15 protein-coding genes are annotated in these 15,504 nt (G+C 70.0%); 9 read left to right on the plus strand and 6 right to left on the minus strand.

The window, feature by feature from the left end; all coding sequences use genetic code 11:
* Together B8W67_RS16635 and B8W67_RS16640 are read right to left on the minus strand one after the other, a co-directional pair.
* On the minus strand, positions 1-1,057 hold a 1,057-nt coding region (locus B8W67_RS16635), incomplete at its 3' end, for a helix-turn-helix transcriptional regulator (protein ID WP_133056132.1).
* Between the two features lie 29 nt (positions 1,058-1,086).
* Positions 1,087-1,473, minus strand: coding sequence for a nuclear transport factor 2 family protein (locus B8W67_RS16640; RefSeq protein WP_133056133.1), 387 nt, complete (start codon positions 1,471-1,473; stop codon positions 1,087-1,089).
* A gap of 185 nt (positions 1,474-1,658) precedes the next feature.
* On the opposite strand from B8W67_RS16640, the gene cobN reads away from it, so the two are divergent.
* A complete protein-coding gene (gene cobN, locus B8W67_RS16645; protein WP_085305117.1) occupies positions 1,659-5,246 on the plus strand; it encodes a cobaltochelatase subunit CobN in 3,588 nt (1,195 codons plus the stop codon).
* A gap of 40 nt (positions 5,247-5,286) precedes the next feature.
* A complete protein-coding gene (locus B8W67_RS16650) occupies positions 5,287-5,670 on the plus strand; it encodes a PPOX class F420-dependent oxidoreductase (protein WP_085305119.1) in 384 nt (127 codons plus the stop codon).
* Here the strand turns inward: B8W67_RS16650 and B8W67_RS16655 are convergent.
* Positions 5,667-6,362 (minus strand): dienelactone hydrolase family protein, encoded by a 696-nt coding sequence (locus B8W67_RS16655; RefSeq protein ID WP_085305121.1) that lies wholly within the window; start codon positions 6,360-6,362, stop codon positions 5,667-5,669. The two genes, B8W67_RS16650 and B8W67_RS16655, sit on opposite strands and share 4 nt — an antisense overlap.
* 64 nt (positions 6,363-6,426) lie before the next feature.
* On the opposite strand from B8W67_RS16655, the gene B8W67_RS16660 reads away from it, so the two are divergent.
* The 4 genes from B8W67_RS16660 (at position 6,427) to B8W67_RS16675 (ending at position 11,398) form a co-directional block, all read left to right on the plus strand.
* On the plus strand, positions 6,427-6,912 hold the full coding sequence (locus B8W67_RS16660; protein WP_085305123.1) for an FxsA family protein: 486 nt from the start codon (positions 6,427-6,429) through the stop codon (positions 6,910-6,912).
* A gap of 70 nt (positions 6,913-6,982) precedes the next feature.
* A complete protein-coding gene (locus B8W67_RS16665; RefSeq protein WP_085305151.1) occupies positions 6,983-8,518 on the plus strand; it encodes an amidohydrolase in 1,536 nt (511 codons plus the stop codon).
* Positions 8,511-10,622 (plus strand): apolipoprotein N-acyltransferase, encoded by a 2,112-nt coding sequence (gene lnt, locus B8W67_RS16670; RefSeq protein ID WP_085305125.1) that lies wholly within the window; start codon positions 8,511-8,513, stop codon positions 10,620-10,622. Before B8W67_RS16665 ends, lnt begins: the two co-directional genes overlap by 8 nt.
* Positions 10,619-11,398 carry a polyprenol monophosphomannose synthase gene (locus B8W67_RS16675; RefSeq protein ID WP_069390875.1) on the plus strand — a complete coding sequence of 260 codons (780 nt, stop codon included), beginning with the start codon at positions 10,619-10,621 and terminating at the stop codon, positions 11,396-11,398. Before lnt ends, B8W67_RS16675 begins: the two co-directional genes overlap by 4 nt.
* 15 nt (positions 11,399-11,413) lie before the next feature.
* On the opposite strand, the gene B8W67_RS16680 is transcribed toward B8W67_RS16675, so the two are convergent.
* Positions 11,414-12,085, minus strand: coding sequence for a TetR/AcrR family transcriptional regulator C-terminal domain-containing protein (locus B8W67_RS16680; RefSeq protein ID WP_085305127.1), 672 nt, complete (start codon positions 12,083-12,085; stop codon positions 11,414-11,416).
* Positions 12,086-12,331: 246 nt separating this feature from the next.
* Here B8W67_RS16680 and B8W67_RS16685 point away from each other — a divergent pair, with 246 nt between their 5' ends.
* Both B8W67_RS16685 and B8W67_RS16690 read left to right on the plus strand, forming a co-directional pair.
* Positions 12,332-13,144 carry a PDR/VanB family oxidoreductase gene (locus B8W67_RS16685; RefSeq protein ID WP_234806801.1) on the plus strand — a complete coding sequence of 271 codons (813 nt, stop codon included), beginning with the start codon at positions 12,332-12,334 and terminating at the stop codon, positions 13,142-13,144.
* Complete coding sequence (locus tag B8W67_RS16690) at positions 13,141-13,857, plus strand: MSMEG_1061 family FMN-dependent PPOX-type flavoprotein (RefSeq protein WP_085305131.1); 717 nt, start codon at positions 13,141-13,143, stop codon at positions 13,855-13,857. Before B8W67_RS16685 ends, B8W67_RS16690 begins: the two co-directional genes overlap by 4 nt.
* A gap of 44 nt (positions 13,858-13,901) precedes the next feature.
* Here the strand turns inward: B8W67_RS16690 and B8W67_RS16695 are convergent, their stop codons facing one another.
* Positions 13,902-14,240 carry an RNA polymerase-binding protein RbpA gene (locus tag B8W67_RS16695; RefSeq protein WP_069390876.1) on the minus strand — a complete coding sequence of 113 codons (339 nt, stop codon included), beginning with the start codon at positions 14,238-14,240 and terminating at the stop codon, positions 13,902-13,904.
* 143 nt (positions 14,241-14,383) lie between these two features.
* On the opposite strand from B8W67_RS16695, the gene B8W67_RS16700 reads away from it, so the two are divergent.
* Positions 14,384-14,722: a hypothetical protein gene (locus B8W67_RS16700; protein ID WP_069390877.1), complete on the plus strand. Its 339-nt coding sequence runs from the start codon at positions 14,384-14,386 to the stop codon at positions 14,720-14,722.
* A 14-nt stretch (positions 14,723-14,736) separates the two neighbouring features.
* Here B8W67_RS16700 and B8W67_RS16705 read toward each other — a convergent pair whose 3' ends face one another.
* Positions 14,737-15,423, minus strand: coding sequence for a hypothetical protein (locus B8W67_RS16705; protein WP_085305133.1), 687 nt, complete (start codon positions 15,421-15,423; stop codon positions 14,737-14,739).
* Positions 15,424-15,504: the final 81 nt, after the last annotated feature.

The raw sequence follows: 15,504 nt of genomic DNA on the forward strand, positions 1-15,504 counted from the left end.
TTGCCATGGGGACATCCTTCCAGCCCGCCCATCGTGGGCAAGCCAACTCAGATGTCACCTGATCGTGCAGCAGACCCACACGCTGAAGGTGGCTCTTTACGGTCGCCGTCGACAAGCTGAGTTCCTCGGCGATGGGTTTGAGCCCGTGGCCGCGCGACACCATGATCGCTACTTCGGCCTCGCTGCGGGTAAGCCCGTAGAGATTCCGCAGGATGTCGGTGGGCGCTCGGGGTTGGACATCGGGATCGACGATCACCAACATCGCGGTGCGCCGGGACTGCTGCTGTTCCGCGAGTGACCGAGGCTGTGGCAGCACATGGACGATGAGCGGACGCCCGGTCGAAGGGCGTTCCCACAGCAAGGATCCGCCGGCCGACGGGGTCTCGCCGGTGAGATAGTCGGCGTTGATGCGCTCGAACAGCGTGTGCAATCCCTGGTGTTCGGACAACAGTTGCTCGGCGGCGGCATTGGCGTGGATCAGCCGGCAGTTCGAGGCCAACAGGACGATCCCGTGCTGCACATGGTTCGTCGCATGAACCAGATCGTGATTTCTTCCCTCCAGATCGGCCAGAAGCTGTTGGGCGCGAACGGCACGTTGCAGATGCGGCGTCAGCCGCTGAAACAGCTCATGGGACCTCGCTGTCTTGTCTTTGCGTGTGCTGGGCGGTGTGGTGACCGCGAACGTGGTGATCGAAGGGGAACCGGTCAGGCACACGAAAAGGCCGTCGGCGAAGCCGTTCGGGAGGCACCAGTCGTGGAGGATCTCCAAGGGGGGCAGCGACGCGATCAACTCGGCTCGCCGGCGAACCACGCCGACCATGCCATGTTCGACCGCATCCACGATTTCGTCGTGCCGGGAGTAGTACTGGTTGTACGCGGTGGTCAACTCCACCGGAAAATTGGCGTGGGTGACGACACGGACCATGCCGTCGTTGACCAACAGTGCCGTGTGGGCGCCGCCGAAAGCCTCACCGATCTCGGACACGGTGAGATCCCAATGCTGCGGTGTCAGCACCGTCTCGTAAATCCCGGACACTAGTCCGGAGAAGTCCTCCACGAGCGAATTCCCATCGTGGTCAGCAGGGTTCAGCGTAAATGTTGGAGTTTTGCCGCTTTGGCGCTGTCGGTGTAGAACTCAGAGCGGACGACCTTCCCGTCGGCGTTGAATCGCAGGACATGGGCGTACGGGCATGTGACGCTTCCGGAGTCGTTGGTGAACTCTTCATTGCCCGTCACGACCACGCAGTCGCCTGCGTCGAAATAGTCGGTCGGCTCCAGCGACATCGAAGTCCAATGCTCGGCCAGGCGGGACATCATGGTCATTACGGCATCGAGGCCCTGATAGTCGCCACCGGGGGCGACTTCGTCGGAGGAGTACCACGTGATCTCGGGGGTGAAATACTCTTTGAGTGCCGCGAGATCCCCGGTCGCGAAAGTTTTGTACGCGGACTTGGTGGATTCGATATTCGACATGATCGTCACGCTCCTCGATCGATCCGGCCCGGCCTATTCCAGTCCGCCGATCTCAGTGTGCAACGCGGTTGTCGACGATCGTTAGGGCAATCGATTACCCCAATTTCCCGGACGTGACGTGACGTGACACAGCCCCTGAGGTCGGCGTCATCCGGTCGGGTAGGCCGGTGCGGTAGGAATGAGGCGTGACCGCCCCCGACACGACCGTGCTGCTGCTGTCCACCTCCGACACCGACCTGATCACCGCCCGAGCCAGCGGTGCCGCCTACCGCTGGGCCAACCCCGCCCGCCTCCTCGACGACGACCTGCCGGCGCTGCTCAGCGGCGTCGACGTGGTGGTGGTGCGCATCCTCGGCGGATACCGCGCCTGGGAGCAGGGCATCGACGCGGTCGTCGCCAGCGGCATCCCGACGGCCGTGGTCAGCGGCGAGCAGGCGCCCGACGCCGACTTGATGGAACGCTCCACGGTGCCCGCCGGCATCGCGCTGCAGACCCACCTGTACCTGGCGCACGGCGGCGTGCCCAACCTGCAGCAGTTGCACGCCTTCCTCTCCGACACCGTGGCGATGACCGGACTCGGGTTCGCGCCACCGGAGCAGACCCCCACCTGGGGGCTGACCCGACCGGTCGGCGACGGTGCCGGGCCGCGCATCGCGGTGCTGTACTACCGGGCCCAGCACCTGGCCGGCAACACCGCCTACGTCGACGCGTTGTGCACCGCGATCGAGGAGGCCGGCGGGGTGCCGATGCCGGTGTTCTGCGCCTCGCTGCGCACCGCCGAGGACGCTCTGCTGGACACCTTGGGGCGCGCCGACGCGATGGTGGTCACCGTGTTGGCCGCCGGCGGGACCAAACCGGCCGGTGCCGCCGCCGGCGGTGACGACGAAGCCTGGAACGTCGAACACCTGGCCGCCCTCGACGTGCCGATCCTGCAGGGGCTGTGCCTGACCAGCTCCCGGGCTCAGTGGGAGGACAACGACGACGGGCTCAGCCCCCTGGATGTGGCCAGCCAGGTCGCGGTGCCCGAGTTCGACGGTCGCATCATCACGGTGCCGTTCTCGTTCAAGGAGATCGACGACGACGGGTTGATCTCCTATGTCGCCGACCCGGAGCGCTGCGCCCGGGTGGCGGCCCTGGCGGTGCGCCACGCCCGGCTACGGTCGATCCCGGTCGCGGAGAAGAAAGTGGCGGTGGTGTTCTCGGCGTATCCGACCAAGCACGCCCGAATCGGCAACGCGGTCGGCCTCGACACCCCCGCCAGCACGCTGGCGCTGTTGAGTGCGATGCGCGAACACGGTTACCAGGTGGCGGATCTTCCCGGCCTGGAGTCCGGCGATGGCGATGCGCTGATGCACGCCCTGATCGACCGCGGCGGCCAAGACCCCGACTGGCTCACCGAGGCACAGCTGACCGGCAACCCGATCCGGGTGGCCGCCAAGGACTATCGGCGGTGGTTCGCCTCGCTGCCCGCCGCGCTGCGGGAGGCCGTCGAACACCACTGGGGGCCGCCGCCGGGGGAGCTGTTTGTCGATTTCAGCAACGATCCGGACGGGGAGATCGTCATCGCCGCGATCCCGGCCGGCAACGTTGTGCTGCTCGTGCAGCCGCCGCGCGGGTTCGGGGAGAACCCGGTGGCCATCTATCACGACCCGGATCTGCCGCCCAGCCACCACTATCTGGCCGCCTACCGGTGGCTGGGATCGGATTTCCCGAACAGTTTCGGCGCCGACGCGATCGTGCACGTCGGCAAACACGGCAACCTGGAGTGGCTGCCCGGCAAGACATTGGGCATGTCGGCCGCCTGCGGTCCCGACGCCGCGGTCGGCGACCTGCCGCTGATCTACCCGTTTTTGGTCAACGACCCCGGCGAGGGCACCCAGGCCAAGCGGCGCGCCCACGCCGTGCTCGTCGACCACCTGATCCCACCGATGGCCCGGGCGGAGAGCTACGGCGACATCGCCCGCCTCGAACAGCTGCTCGACGAGCACGCCACCATCGCCGCGCTGGACCCGCCGAAGCTGCCCGCGATCCGCCAGCAGATCTGGACACTGATCCGCGCCGCGAAAATGGATCACGACCTGGGCTGGGAGCAACGCCCCGACGAGGATCAGTTCGACGACATGCTGTTGCACGTCGACGGCTGGCTGTGCGAGATCAAAGACGTCCAGATCCGCGACGGGTTGCACATCCTCGGGCAGGCCCCGTCCGGGGAAGCGCAGCTGGACCTGGTGCTGGCGATGCTGCGGGCCCGTCAGCTCTTCGGTGGGCAGCACACCGTGCCCGGACTGCGTCAGGCGCTCGGGCTCGCCGAGGACGGCACCGACGCGCGCGGCGCGGTCGACGCCATCGAGGAGCGGGCTCGCGCCCTGGTGGGCGCTCTGCAGGACGCCGGGTGGCACCCGAGCGTCGTCGACACCCTCACCGACGATGCCGACGTCGCCGCGGTGCTGCGGTTCGCCGCCACCGAGGTGGTGCCGCGGCTGGCCGGCACCTCCGAGGAGATCACCCAGGTCCTGCGTGCCCTCGACGGGCGGTTCATCGCCGCCGGCCCGTCGGGATCGCCGCTGCGCGGGCTGGTCAACGTGCTGCCCACCGGACGCAACTTCTACTCGGTGGACCCCAAAGCGATTCCGTCGCGGCTGGCCTGGGAGACCGGGGTGGCGATGGCCGATTCGCTGCTGGCCCGCTACCGCGAGGACTACGGGGTGTGGCCGCAGTCGGTGGGCCTGTCGGTGTGGGGCACTTCGGCGATGCGCACCGCCGGCGACGACATCGCCGAAGTCCTTGCGCTGCTGGGGGTCCGGCCGGTCTGGGATGACGCCTCCCGGCGGGTGGTCGACCTTCGGCCGATCAGCCTGGCCGAACTCGGCCGGCCCCGCATCGATGTCACCGTGCGCGTCTCCGGATTCTTCCGCGACGCGTTCCCGCATGTGATCACCATGCTCGACGACGCGGTGCAGATGGTCGCCGATCTCGACGAGCCGGCCGAGCACAACTTCGTGCGCGCCCACGCGCAGGCCGACCTGGCCGAGCACGGCGACCACCGTCGGGCGACCACCCGGATCTTCGGCTCCAAACCGGGCACCTACGGTGCCGGGCTGCTGCAGCTGATCGACAGCCGCAACTGGCGCGACGACGCCGACCTGGCCCAGGTCTACACCGCGTGGGGCGGATTCGCCTACGGCCGCGGTCTCGACGGGGCGCCGGCGGCGGGGGACATGAGCCACCAGTTCCGCCGGATCGCGGTGGCCGCCAAGAACACCGACACCCGCGAACACGACATCGCCGACTCCGACGACTATTTCCAGTACCACGGCGGCATGGTGGCCACCGTGCGCGCGCTCACCGGCACGGAGCCGGCCGCCTACATCGGCGACAACACCCGCCCGGACGCGATCCGCACCCGCACCCTCTCCGAGGAGACCACCCGGGTGTTCCGGGCGCGGGTGGTCAACCCGCGGTGGATCTCGGCGATGCGCCGCCACGGCTACAAGGGTGCTTTCGAGATGGCCGCCACCGTCGACTACCTGTTCGGCTACGACGCCACCGCGCACGTGATGGCCGACTGGATGTATGAGCAGCTCAGCGAGAGCTACGTCCTCGATGAGGAGAACCGCAAGTTCCTCACCGAATCCAATCCGTGGGCGCTGCACGGGATGGTGGAGCGGCTGCTGGAGGCCGCCGGGCGCGGCATGTGGGCGGAGCCGACACCGGACACCCTCGACGGGCTGCGGCAGGTGCTGCTGGAGACCGAGGGGGAGCTGGAAGGCTGACCCGCTGGCGCGCGCCGGGACACCCGGTAGATTGACCGGCGTGGCCCTGACCTTCGCCGATCTGTCCCGCGCCGACTACCTGCTGCTGACCACCTTCACCAAGGACGGTCGGCCGAAACCGACCGCGATCTGGGCGGCCCCCGACGGGGACCGGCTGCTGGTGATCACCCAGGAGAGCGCCTGGAAGGTCAAGCGGATCCGCAACACCGCGCGGGTGACCCTGGCGATCTGCGACGTGCGGGGCCGGCCCAAAAGCGAGGCGATCGACGCGGTCGCCACGATCCTGCCGAAATCCGACAACGGCGCGGTGTACGCCGCGCTCGGCCGCCGCTACGGCCTGTTGGGCCGGGCGTTCAACATCGTCAGCAAACTGCGCGGCGGAATGCGCAACAACGTCGGGCTGGAGCTTCGCGCCGCCGGTTAGTCACCGAGGTGGTCGCCGAAGAACGCGAACACCCGCGCCCAGGCGTCCTCGGTGGCCTCGGCGTTATACCCGAACCCGCCGACCCGCAGCAGCGGCTGGCCGGGGAGCTCGTTGGCGAAGCTGTGCCCGGCACCGGGGTACACCTTGATGTCGGTGGTGATCCCGTGATGGTAGGCGGCCCGCCGGAGCCGGTCCCCGGCACCGATTCCGAGGGGATCGCGACGGCCGAAGCTGGCCACGACCGGGCACGCCCCGGTCAGCACCTCCTCCAGGCGGCGGGGCAGCGGCGTGCCGTAGAACGGGGCGGCCGCGGCGAACCCCTGCGGGGCCAGGATCAGCGCGAACTGCCCGCCCATGCAGAATCCGGCCACCCCGACCGTTCCGGTGCACGCCGGATGGGTCTGCAGATGGTCGCGGGCGGCCAGGATGTCATCGAGGGCACGGCCGCGCTGGGTCAGAAGTTCCCGGAACACCCGGGTGATGCAGCGGGCCCGCCCGCCGCGGGCATACAGGTTCGGGGTGAGCGCGACGTAGCCGGCCGCGGCGATCCGCCGCGAGATCGACTCCTTGTCCGGCCCGTAGCCCAGCGCATCGTGGATGACCACCACCCCGGGCGACGGCCCCGGGGCGTCGGGCACGTCCAGCAGGGCGTCGATCGGACCGTCGGGGCACGCCAGGGTAATCGTGGTCACGGTGCCAACATAGGGCCGTCGCGACACCGTGGAACCCGAATGCGCGGATAGACGTTGTCTGGGCATGGTCGCGCGCATACTCCTGGCCTATGTGCTGGTCGAACTGGCGGTGCTGGTAGCGCTGACCGCCACGATCGGGGCGGGTCGCACCCTGCTGCTGGTCCTCGCGGTGTTCGCGGTCGGCCTGGTGGTCGCGGCGGTGCAGTTGCCCCGCCACGTCCGCGGGCTGCTGGCCGGCTGGACCCGCCTGGATCGGGCGGTCAGTGACAGCGCCCTGGTGGGGCTGGGCACGCTGCTGGTGCTGCTGCCGGGCCTGGCCAGCACCGCGGTGGGGGTGTTGCTGCTGTGGCCGCCGACGCGCGCGGCGGCGCGGCCGGTGTTGACGGCGGTGACGGTGGGGCGGCTGACGCGGGGCGCCCCGTCGCCGTCACGCCCCGACTACCCGTCACGCCACGACTACATCGACGGGGAGGTTCTCGACGTCACCGACGTGCGCACCGGCGCCCCGCAGAGCCCACCTCCGACGCTGCCGGGTCCGCGGACCCCGTAGTTTGCCTTGGGTGACCACGTTGCTGTGCGGGGGCCGGATCCACAGCCCCAGCCACCCCGACGCGACCGCGATGGCGGTGCGCGACGGGGTGGTCGCCTGGCTGGGCAGTGACGCCGTCGGCCGCGATCAGTTCCCCGACGCCGACGTGGTCGACCTGGCCGGCGGTTTCGTCACCCCCGCGTTCGTCGACGCGCACGTGCACCTCACCGAGACCGGGTTGAGCCTGGTCGGGCTGGACCTGCGCGCCGCGACCTCCCGCGCGCACTGCCTGCAGCTGATCGCCGCCGCCGGTGCCGCAGCGCATCCCGATCAGCTGATCTGGGGGCACGGCTGGGACGAGACCGGCTGGCCCGAGCCGGTGGCCCCCACCACCGCCGAACTGGATGCGGTCGTCGGGGAGCGCCAGGTCTATCTGGCCCGCATCGACGTGCACAGCGCGCTGGCCTCCACCGGGCTGCGTCGCCGGGTCGCCGGGCTCGCCGAGGAACCCGGGCACGTCGCTCAGCGGCCCCTGGTCGATGACGCCCACCACCGGGTCCGGGCGGCCGCGCGGGAGTTGCTCACCGCCGATCAGCGCCGCCAGGCCCGCCTCGGGGCCCTGGATGCGGCCGCTGCCCACGGCGTCGTCGCGGTCCACGAGTGCGCCGGCCCCGAGATCGGGGGGCTGCGCGACTGGCAGGAGTTGCGCGACGTCGACCACGGGGTGCAGGTCATCGGCTACTGGGGGCAGGCGGTGCGCACCGCCGCGGAGGCCGTCGAGCTGCGTGCAGAAACCGGGGCGGCCGGGCTGGCCGGCGACCTGTTCGTCGACGGATCGCTGGGGTCGCACACCGCGTGGCTGTCGCAGCCCTACACCGACGCCCCGGACCGCACCGGGACCCGCCAGCTCGACCCCGACGCCGTCGTCGCGCACCTGATGGCCTGCACCGAGGCCGGGGTGACCGCCGGGTTCCACGTCATCGGCGACGCCGCGGTCACCGCCGTAATCACCGCATTTCAGCAGGTCGTCGACCGGTTCGGGGCGCCGGCGGTGGCTCGCTGCGGGCATCGCCTCGAACATGTGGAGATGATCGACGCCGCCCAGGCCGCCCAGCTGGGCGCGTGGGGCGTCATCGCGAGCGTGCAGCCCAATTTCGATGCCCTCTGGGGCGGGCCCGACGGGATGTATGCGCGGCGGCTCGGGGTCGAACGCGCCGGTAACCTCAACCCGTTGGCGCTGTTAGCATCCCAAGGCGTGCCCCTCGCCTTCGGTTCCGACGCCCCGGTCACCACCCTGAATCCGTGGGCGACGGTGCGTGCGGCGACGGCCCACCGCACCCCGGGCAGCGCGATCTCGCCGCGCGCCGCGTTCGCGGCCGCCACCCGCGGCGGATGGCGTGCCGCCGGTGTCCACGACGGGCTGACCGGCACCCTGGTGCCCGGTGCGCCCGCCTCGTATGCGGTGTGGGACACCGGGGAGCTCACCGTCAGCGCCCCGCGCGACGCGGTGCAGCGCTGGTCGACCGACCCGCGATCGCGGGTTCCGGCGCTGCCGCCGCTGGGCCCCGACGACCCGCTGCCGCAGTGCCGGCGCACCGTCCGCGAGGGCAGGGTCATCCATGGCTGAGCGGCCGCGGCGCCGCCGCCACCACGATGTCACCGAGATCATCCCGGTCATCTCCGATGAGCAGTCCTACGACCCGGATGATCCCGACGAGTTCCACGACCTGGATCCCCTCGACGACGCCGGCGACACCAGTGAGCCCCGAGACACCCAAGACACCGGCGAGGCCGGTGCCATCGACGACGCCGCGGAGGCCGGTGACCCCGAGGACGCCGAGCCACTCGAGTACCCCGAGGACACCGAGACCCCCGAGCCTCTCGAGGACAGCGAAGCCGACGTCACGCAGGACACCGGCGGGACCGGTCGCCTCGACGCGGTCGGCGCGCGGCTTCGTGCTGTGGCCGCGGCGGTGCTCGCCGCGCTCGGGCGGCTTCTGGGGCGGGTGGGCCGCGCCGCCTGGCAGCGGTTGACCCACGTCGCGGTGGCCACCGTCCCGCGCATCCCCCAACTGGCCACCACCGCGGTGGCCGGCCTGCTCCTGTGCGCCGCGTTCCCGCCGTGGAACTGGTGGTGGGCGGCGGTGATCGCCTTCGCGCTGCTGGCATGGGTGCTCACCCGGCCACAGACCACCCACGCCGGTGGGTTCGGCTACGGGCTGCTGTTCGGGCTGCTGTTCTACGTGCCGCTGTTGCCGTGGATCTCGGGGCTGGTCGGGGCCGTGCCCTGGCTGGTGTTGGCGCTGGTGTGCGCGCTCTTCCCGGCACTGTTCGGCCTGGCAGCCGCGGTGGTGCGCCACCTGCCGGGATGGCCGGTGTGGTTCGCGGCGCTGTGGGCCGCGCAGGAGTGGCTGAAGTCGATCTTCCCGTTCGGCGGGTTCCCGTGGGGCGTGGTCGGCTTCAGTCAGACCGACAGTCCGCTGCTGGCGTTGGTCTCCGTCGGCGGCGTGCCGTTGGTGTCGACGGCGGTGGTGCTGCTCGGGTGCAGCGCCACGGTGATCGCGCTGGAGATCGGTCACTGGTGGCGCCAGGACCGCGTCGCCGCGGGTGCGCCGCCGGCGGTGGTGCTGCCCGGGGCGTGCATCTGCCTGGTGCTGCTGGGCACCGCGGTGGTCTGGCCGCAGGTCCGCCACGCCGGCTCCGGGGCCGACAACACCCCGACGATGACGGTGGCCGCCGTGCAGGGCAACGTCCCGCGGCTGGGCCTGGACTTCAACGAGCAACGCCGTCAGGTCCTCGACAACCACGTGCGTGAGACCGAACGGCTCGCCGAGGCGGTGCACGCCGGACGCGCCCCGCAACCCCAATTCGTGGTGTGGCCGGAGAACGCCTCCGACATCGACCCGCTGATCAACGCCGACGCCGCGCAGGAGATCACCCGGGCCGCTCGGATGATCGGCGCGCCGATCCTGGTGGGCACCGTGCTGCGCGCCCCCGGGTGGACGCCGGAGAACCCGGTGGCGACGAACTCGGTGCTGGTCTGGGATCCCGAAGCCGGACCGGTCGACCGGCACGACAAACAGGTGGTCCAGCCCTTCGGCGAGTACCTGCCGTGGCGTGGGTTCTTCCGTCACCTCTCCGGATACGCCGACCGGGCCGGGTACTTCCAGCCCGTCGACGGCGACGGGACGGTGCGGGCGGCCGGGGTGCCGGTCGGGGTCGCCACCTGCTGGGAGGTCATCTTCGACCGGGTGCCGCGCGAGTCGGTGCTCGCCGGAGCGCAGGTGCTGGTCGTGCCCACCAACAACGCCACCTTCAACGCGGCGATGAGCGCCCAGCAGTTGGCCTTCGCCAAGGCCCGCGCCGTCGAACACGACCGGTACGTCGTCGTCGCCGGCACCACCGGCATCAGCGCGATCATCGCCCCCGACGGCCGCGAACTGGCCCGCACCGAGTTCTTCGAGCCCGCCTTCCTCGACGCGCAGGTCCACCTCAACACCGCGCTGACCCCGGCCACCCGGTGGGGGCCGGCGGTGCAGTGGCTGCTGGTCGGGTTGGGGTTGGCCGGGCTCATCGCGGCGATACTGCACAATAAGGGCCTGCTGCGATGGCGGGGCCGGACCCCCGACGCGGCAGCGGCAGCATCCGCTGCACCACCTGATGGCGTCGGCGCCGCCGACGACGGCGAGGCGACCCCGGAGCGGTCCGGGGCAGACGAAGGAGCCACATGACCCCCGGCCGCCCGACGGACGCCGAATCGCGCCCCAGCCAGCGCAGCCTGGTGATCATCCCGACGTTCAACGAACGGGAGAACCTGCCGCTGATCCTGGGCCGGGTACGCCAGGCGCGCCCCGACGTCGACGTGCTCATCGTCGACGACGGCAGCCCTGACGGCACCGGTGAACTCGCCGACGAACTCGCCCTGGCCGACCCCGACGCGGTGTATGTGATGCACCGGGTCAGCAAGGACGGCCTGGGCGCGGCGTATCTGGCCGGGTTCGCCTGGGGGCTGGAACGCGGCTACGCGGTGGTCGTGGAGATGGACGCCGACGGCAGCCACGCCCCCGAACAGCTGCACCGCCTGCTCGACGCCATCGATGCCGGGGCCGACGTGGCCATCGGGTCGCGCTACGTCGACGGCGGTGCGGTGCGCAACTGGCCGGTGCGCCGGTTGCTGCTGTCGAAGACGGCCAACACCTATTCGCGGCTGCTGTTGGGGGTCAAGATCCGTGACATCACCGCCGGGTACCGCGCTTACCGCCGTGAGGTGCTCGACGAGATCGATCTGGGCGCCGTCGACTCCAAGGGGTACTGCTTCCAGATCGACCTGACCTGGCGGGCCATCAACAACGGTTTCACGATCGTCGAGGTCCCGATCACGTTCACCGAACGTGAACTCGGGGTGTCGAAGATGAGCGGATCGAACATCCGCGAGGCCATGGCCAAGGTGGCCCGGTGGGGGATCGGTGGGCGCTGGGACCGGGCGCGCGGGGCGGCCCGAGCCTAGCGGCGCCACCCCGGGTCAGGGCCCGGCGTCGGGCGCTCCGCCGACGCCGGGTGAGGCGTGCATGCCGGCGATCAGCAATCGGAGACCGAAGTCGAAACGCGCATCGAAGTCCAGCAGTCGCTGGACGGGGCTTGATGCCAGATGCCGATAACGCTCGGTCTGCACGGCCCGGTGCAGCGTCTCGTTCTCCTCACCGCTCGCACCCTGCTGCTCAAGAACTTCGCCGAGGACGTAGCAGAAGACCGAACTCGCCGCCCACAGGGCGTGTTCGCTCTCCAACCCGGCATTGTGCATACAGCCGACGAGGCTGTCGACATAGGTGAGGTTGGCGTGTTTGGCGGCGTAGTTGCCGCCGACGATTCGCGCGCCATCGCGTTGGGCGAGCAGAGCCGAACGCAGACCTCTGGCGTGTCGGACGATGTGGTGCTCCCAGCCGCTCTGCTCTGCGGGGGAACAACTCGACAAAGCGTGCGCCAGGATTGTCTCGGCCATCTCGTCGATGAGCGCGTCCTTGCCGTCGACCAGTCGGTAGATGGTCGGCAGGTGGGCGCCGAGCCGTTCGGCGAGGCGCCGCATCGTCAGCGACTCCAACCCCCCGGCATTGACGACCGCGAGCGCCTCGCCGACCACCGTGTCGAGCCGTAACGCCGTCGATCCGACTGGGGCATCGGCATACCCACTTGACATGTTAACGATGTTATCAGTACGGTCTGACCTGGTGTTAACAACGTTAATCGAGGAAGAGGGGGGTGCGCGGTGTCAACCGAGCAAACCGGTGCCCGTGGATCGCGGCGTCGACCCGGGACCGGCCGGATCGACGTCGCCGTTCGCCAGCTCCGATGGGAGGCCGACGGGGTGATCTCGGTCCAGCTCCAAGCGTGCCCCGACGGCCCGCTCCCGTCGTGGGAGCCGGGGGCGCACATCGACCTGACGTTGCCGACCGGCATCCAGCGTCAATATTCGTTGTGCGGTCCGGTCGGCGAGCGCGGCTACTACCGCATCGGGGTACGACGCGAGCGGGCCAGCCGGGGTGGCTCGGAGTACGTGCATGCCTTCCTGCGCCCCGGTCAACGCCTCACGATGAGCGGTCCGCGGAACACCTTCCAGCTGCGGCACGCCCCGTCGTACACGTTTGTGGCCGGTGGAATCGGCATCACGCCGATCCTTCCGATGATTCACCGGGTCGATTCGTGGGGCGCAGACTGGCGGTTGCTCTACGGCGGTCACACGGCGGCCTCGATGCCCTTTGTTCACGAACTGCGCCAGTACGACTCGCGCGTGCGCTTCTACCCGGCGGACGCCAACGCGCGCATCCCGCTCACCGAGCACTTCATCGAGATCCGGGACGGCATGCAGATCTACGCGTGCGGTCCGGCGGCCCTGCTCACCGCCCTGGTGGACTCGGTCGCGCATTGGCCGCCGGAGAGCGTGCACCTTGAACGTTTCAAACCCCGTGCGACGTCACCGTCGGTGCAGAACGAACCCGTCGAGGTAGCGTGCGCGGCCTCGAAGCAGACCGTCACCGTCGCGGCCGACCAAACCATCCTCGCCGCACTGCACGATGCCGGCATCGACGTCGCGTCGTCGTGTCGCTCCGGGGTGTGCGGGGCCTGCGAGACCCGGGTGGTCGACGGAATCCCCGACCATCGCGATGACATCCTCTCGGAGAGCCAACGGGCGGACAACGACCGCATGTACGTGTGCGTGTCCCGTGCCAGGACCCCTCGGCTGGTTCTCGACCTATGAGCAGCCCGCACACCGACACCGAGCACGTCGATGATGGGGTGCCTCAGTCCCGGATACCGACCGCAGCCCAGCGGTATCGACCGATATCGATGGCGCGCATCAGGGAAGTCGTCGGATTTCCGGAGCGGTTCATCGCCGAGAAGAAGGCGACCAAACTCGGCGAGTTCGCCACACGATTCATCGGGCACAGCCCGTTCTTCTGCATGTCTACCGTCGGGGCGGACGGACAGCTCGACACCAGCCCGCGGGGTGACCCCCCGGGGTCGGTGCGAATCCTGGACCCGTGGACGTTGGCCATACCCGACCGCCCCGGAAACAAACTCGCCGACAGCCACGAGAACATCACGGGCCATCCCGCCGTCGGGTTGGTCTTTTTCGTCCCGGGTCTGCGGGAAGTCATCCGGGTGAACGGTGACGCGTTCGTCACCGACGATCCGGAACTTCTGGACATGCTCAGCGCCGACGGCAATCCGGCGGTGCTCGCGACGATCGTCCAGGTCCGGGAGGTTTTCGGCCAGTGCGGTAAGGCCGTCATCAGGGCCAGGTTGTGGGAGGGCGACAGTCGCGGCCTCGCCGAGGCCGTGACCGTGGGCGGAGATTTCTACACCCTTACGATCGCCGAGAGCGCGGCGAAGATGGCCGACACGTTGGGCGAGCTCGCCGGCGTGCTGCACTCGGTCATCGCTGACGAATACAAAAACGAACTGTATTGACCCGGCCGGGCACACCCCCGGACGGGGACTTTCGAGACCGGCGCCTAGCTGCCGCGCCGGCGTGACTTGATCAGCGCCAGTCGCTCCTTGAGCAACTCATCGAGCTCGTCGAGGGAACGCCGCTCCAGCAGCATGTCCCAGTGGGTGCGCGGTGGCTTGACCTTCTTCGGCTCGGGCTGCTCGCCCTCGATGAGGGTGCCCTCCATGCCGTTACGGCAGATCCAGGTGTGCGGGATCTCCGCGTCGTCGGCGAACGGGACGTCGAATTCCTCACCGTTGTCGGTCCGGTACCGGGCCACCTGACGCGGCGCCAGGTCGTGATCCCGGTCGGTTTCGTAACTCACCGCGCCCAGGCGGCTCCCTCGAAGAACACGATCAGCCATGGGTAATCACCCTCCGCAACTCACTCAGAACAATTCTCGTCACGATCAATAACGCGGCGACCAGCCGGAAAGGTTCCCGGGGCCGCGACGCGACCACCCATGATACCGCGCCGCGGTGTCGCGGCCGATTACACTCAACCGCCGTGACGCGTCGCCGCAGACCGCAGCCGTGCCGCTGGTGCGGTCGCGAGGTCGCCGACACCCCGACCGGGCGGCGCCGCCAATACTGCCGGCAGTCCTGCCGTCAACGCGCCTACGAGCAGCGCGCGCAACTGGCCGCCGCCACCGGGGCCGGGCTGGCGCCGGACGCGGTGGTCCTCACCGCCGAGGAGGCCGCCGACCTCGCCGACCGCATCTACCAGGTGCGCTGCGCCGCCGAAGACGTCGCCACCGCCCTCGACGAAGGCGTCGCCGCCGAGGAGCTGCGCCAGCTGTGCACTGCCGTGCTGGACGCCGCGCGGGCCGCCGACGGCTGGCGCTGACCTGTCCGCGCAGGTCAGCAGGCGTATTTCACCCCGACCCCTTCCGGGGCGGGCACCGACTGAAGGCAGCCGAAGGCATCGACGCCGTCGGGGGCCAGGCGCACCGCCGACTGATGGGCGTAGTCGACGCAGAACACCCCGGCCGGTGCGGTGCGGCAGCGGTAGTCCCCGAACGCCAGGGTCTGACCGTCGGGCAGCGCGGCGCCGTCCCCCTTGCCGAACGGGCCCGGATCGCCGTGCACCGACCCGACCTGCAGGCTGGCCCCGTCGTAATCGATCCAGCCCGGCTTCCACTCGCCGTACACCGCCTCCGGCTTCGGCGGTGGATCGGCGAGGTCGACGAGGCAGACCAGGGTGTTCTCCGCGTAATGGGCGGCGGTCATGCAGCGGGTGGTGCCGGCGGTGAACGCGATGTCCTCACCGAGGTCGGTGGTGTCCTCGCCACGGGAGGCGGTGTGGAACGCCGACGCGTCGACGCGGCGTCCGGTCTCGACCCACGCGATCACCGCGGCCACCGGCGCCCCCGCGGTCGGCGGGTCGGCGGGGTTGGCCCTCGTGCTCGACGGGACCTGCGTGGATGGCGTGGGTTCGGTGGTGCTTGACGAGGTCGCGCCGGTGGTGGGCTCCTCCGGCCGGCCGGTGATGGTCTGCGAACAGCCCGCCAGTAGGGCGGTGGCGGCGACCAGGACAACAAGACGCATGCGGCAAGGCTAACCGCCCGACCGGCCGGTGGCGGTAGGCGCGGGACGAAACACGGTGCGTTTCGCTACGGTCAAGACTTG

This window comes from Mycolicibacillus koreensis (genome assembly GCF_002104795.1).
GTDB classification, from domain to species: domain Bacteria; phylum Actinomycetota; class Actinomycetes; order Mycobacteriales; family Mycobacteriaceae; genus Mycobacterium; species Mycobacterium koreense.

Excerpts from the sequence above, each read along its gene's own strand:
- B8W67_RS16640 (WP_133056133.1), bottom strand. The coding sequence starts at position 1,473 with ATGTCGAATATCGAATCCACCAAGTCCGCGTACAAAACTTTCGCGACC.
- B8W67_RS16660 (WP_085305123.1), top strand. The coding sequence starts at position 6,427 with ATGGTCGCGCGCATACTCCTGGCCTATGTGCTGGTCGAACTGGCGGTG.
- B8W67_RS16665 (WP_085305151.1), top strand. The coding sequence starts at position 6,983 with ATGGCGGTGCGCGACGGGGTGGTCGCCTGGCTGGGCAGTGACGCCGTC.
- lnt (WP_085305125.1), top strand. The coding sequence starts at position 8,511 with ATGGCTGAGCGGCCGCGGCGCCGCCGCCACCACGATGTCACCGAGATC.
- B8W67_RS16675 (WP_069390875.1), top strand. The coding sequence starts at position 10,619 with ATGACCCCCGGCCGCCCGACGGACGCCGAATCGCGCCCCAGCCAGCGC.
- B8W67_RS16680 (WP_085305127.1), bottom strand. The coding sequence starts at position 12,085 with ATGTCAAGTGGGTATGCCGATGCCCCAGTCGGATCGACGGCGTTACGG.
- B8W67_RS16690 (WP_085305131.1), top strand. The coding sequence starts at position 13,141 with ATGAGCAGCCCGCACACCGACACCGAGCACGTCGATGATGGGGTGCCT.
- B8W67_RS16695 (WP_069390876.1), bottom strand. The coding sequence starts at position 14,240 with ATGGCTGATCGTGTTCTTCGAGGGAGCCGCCTGGGCGCGGTGAGTTAC.
- B8W67_RS16705 (WP_085305133.1), bottom strand. The coding sequence starts at position 15,423 with ATGCGTCTTGTTGTCCTGGTCGCCGCCACCGCCCTACTGGCGGGCTGT.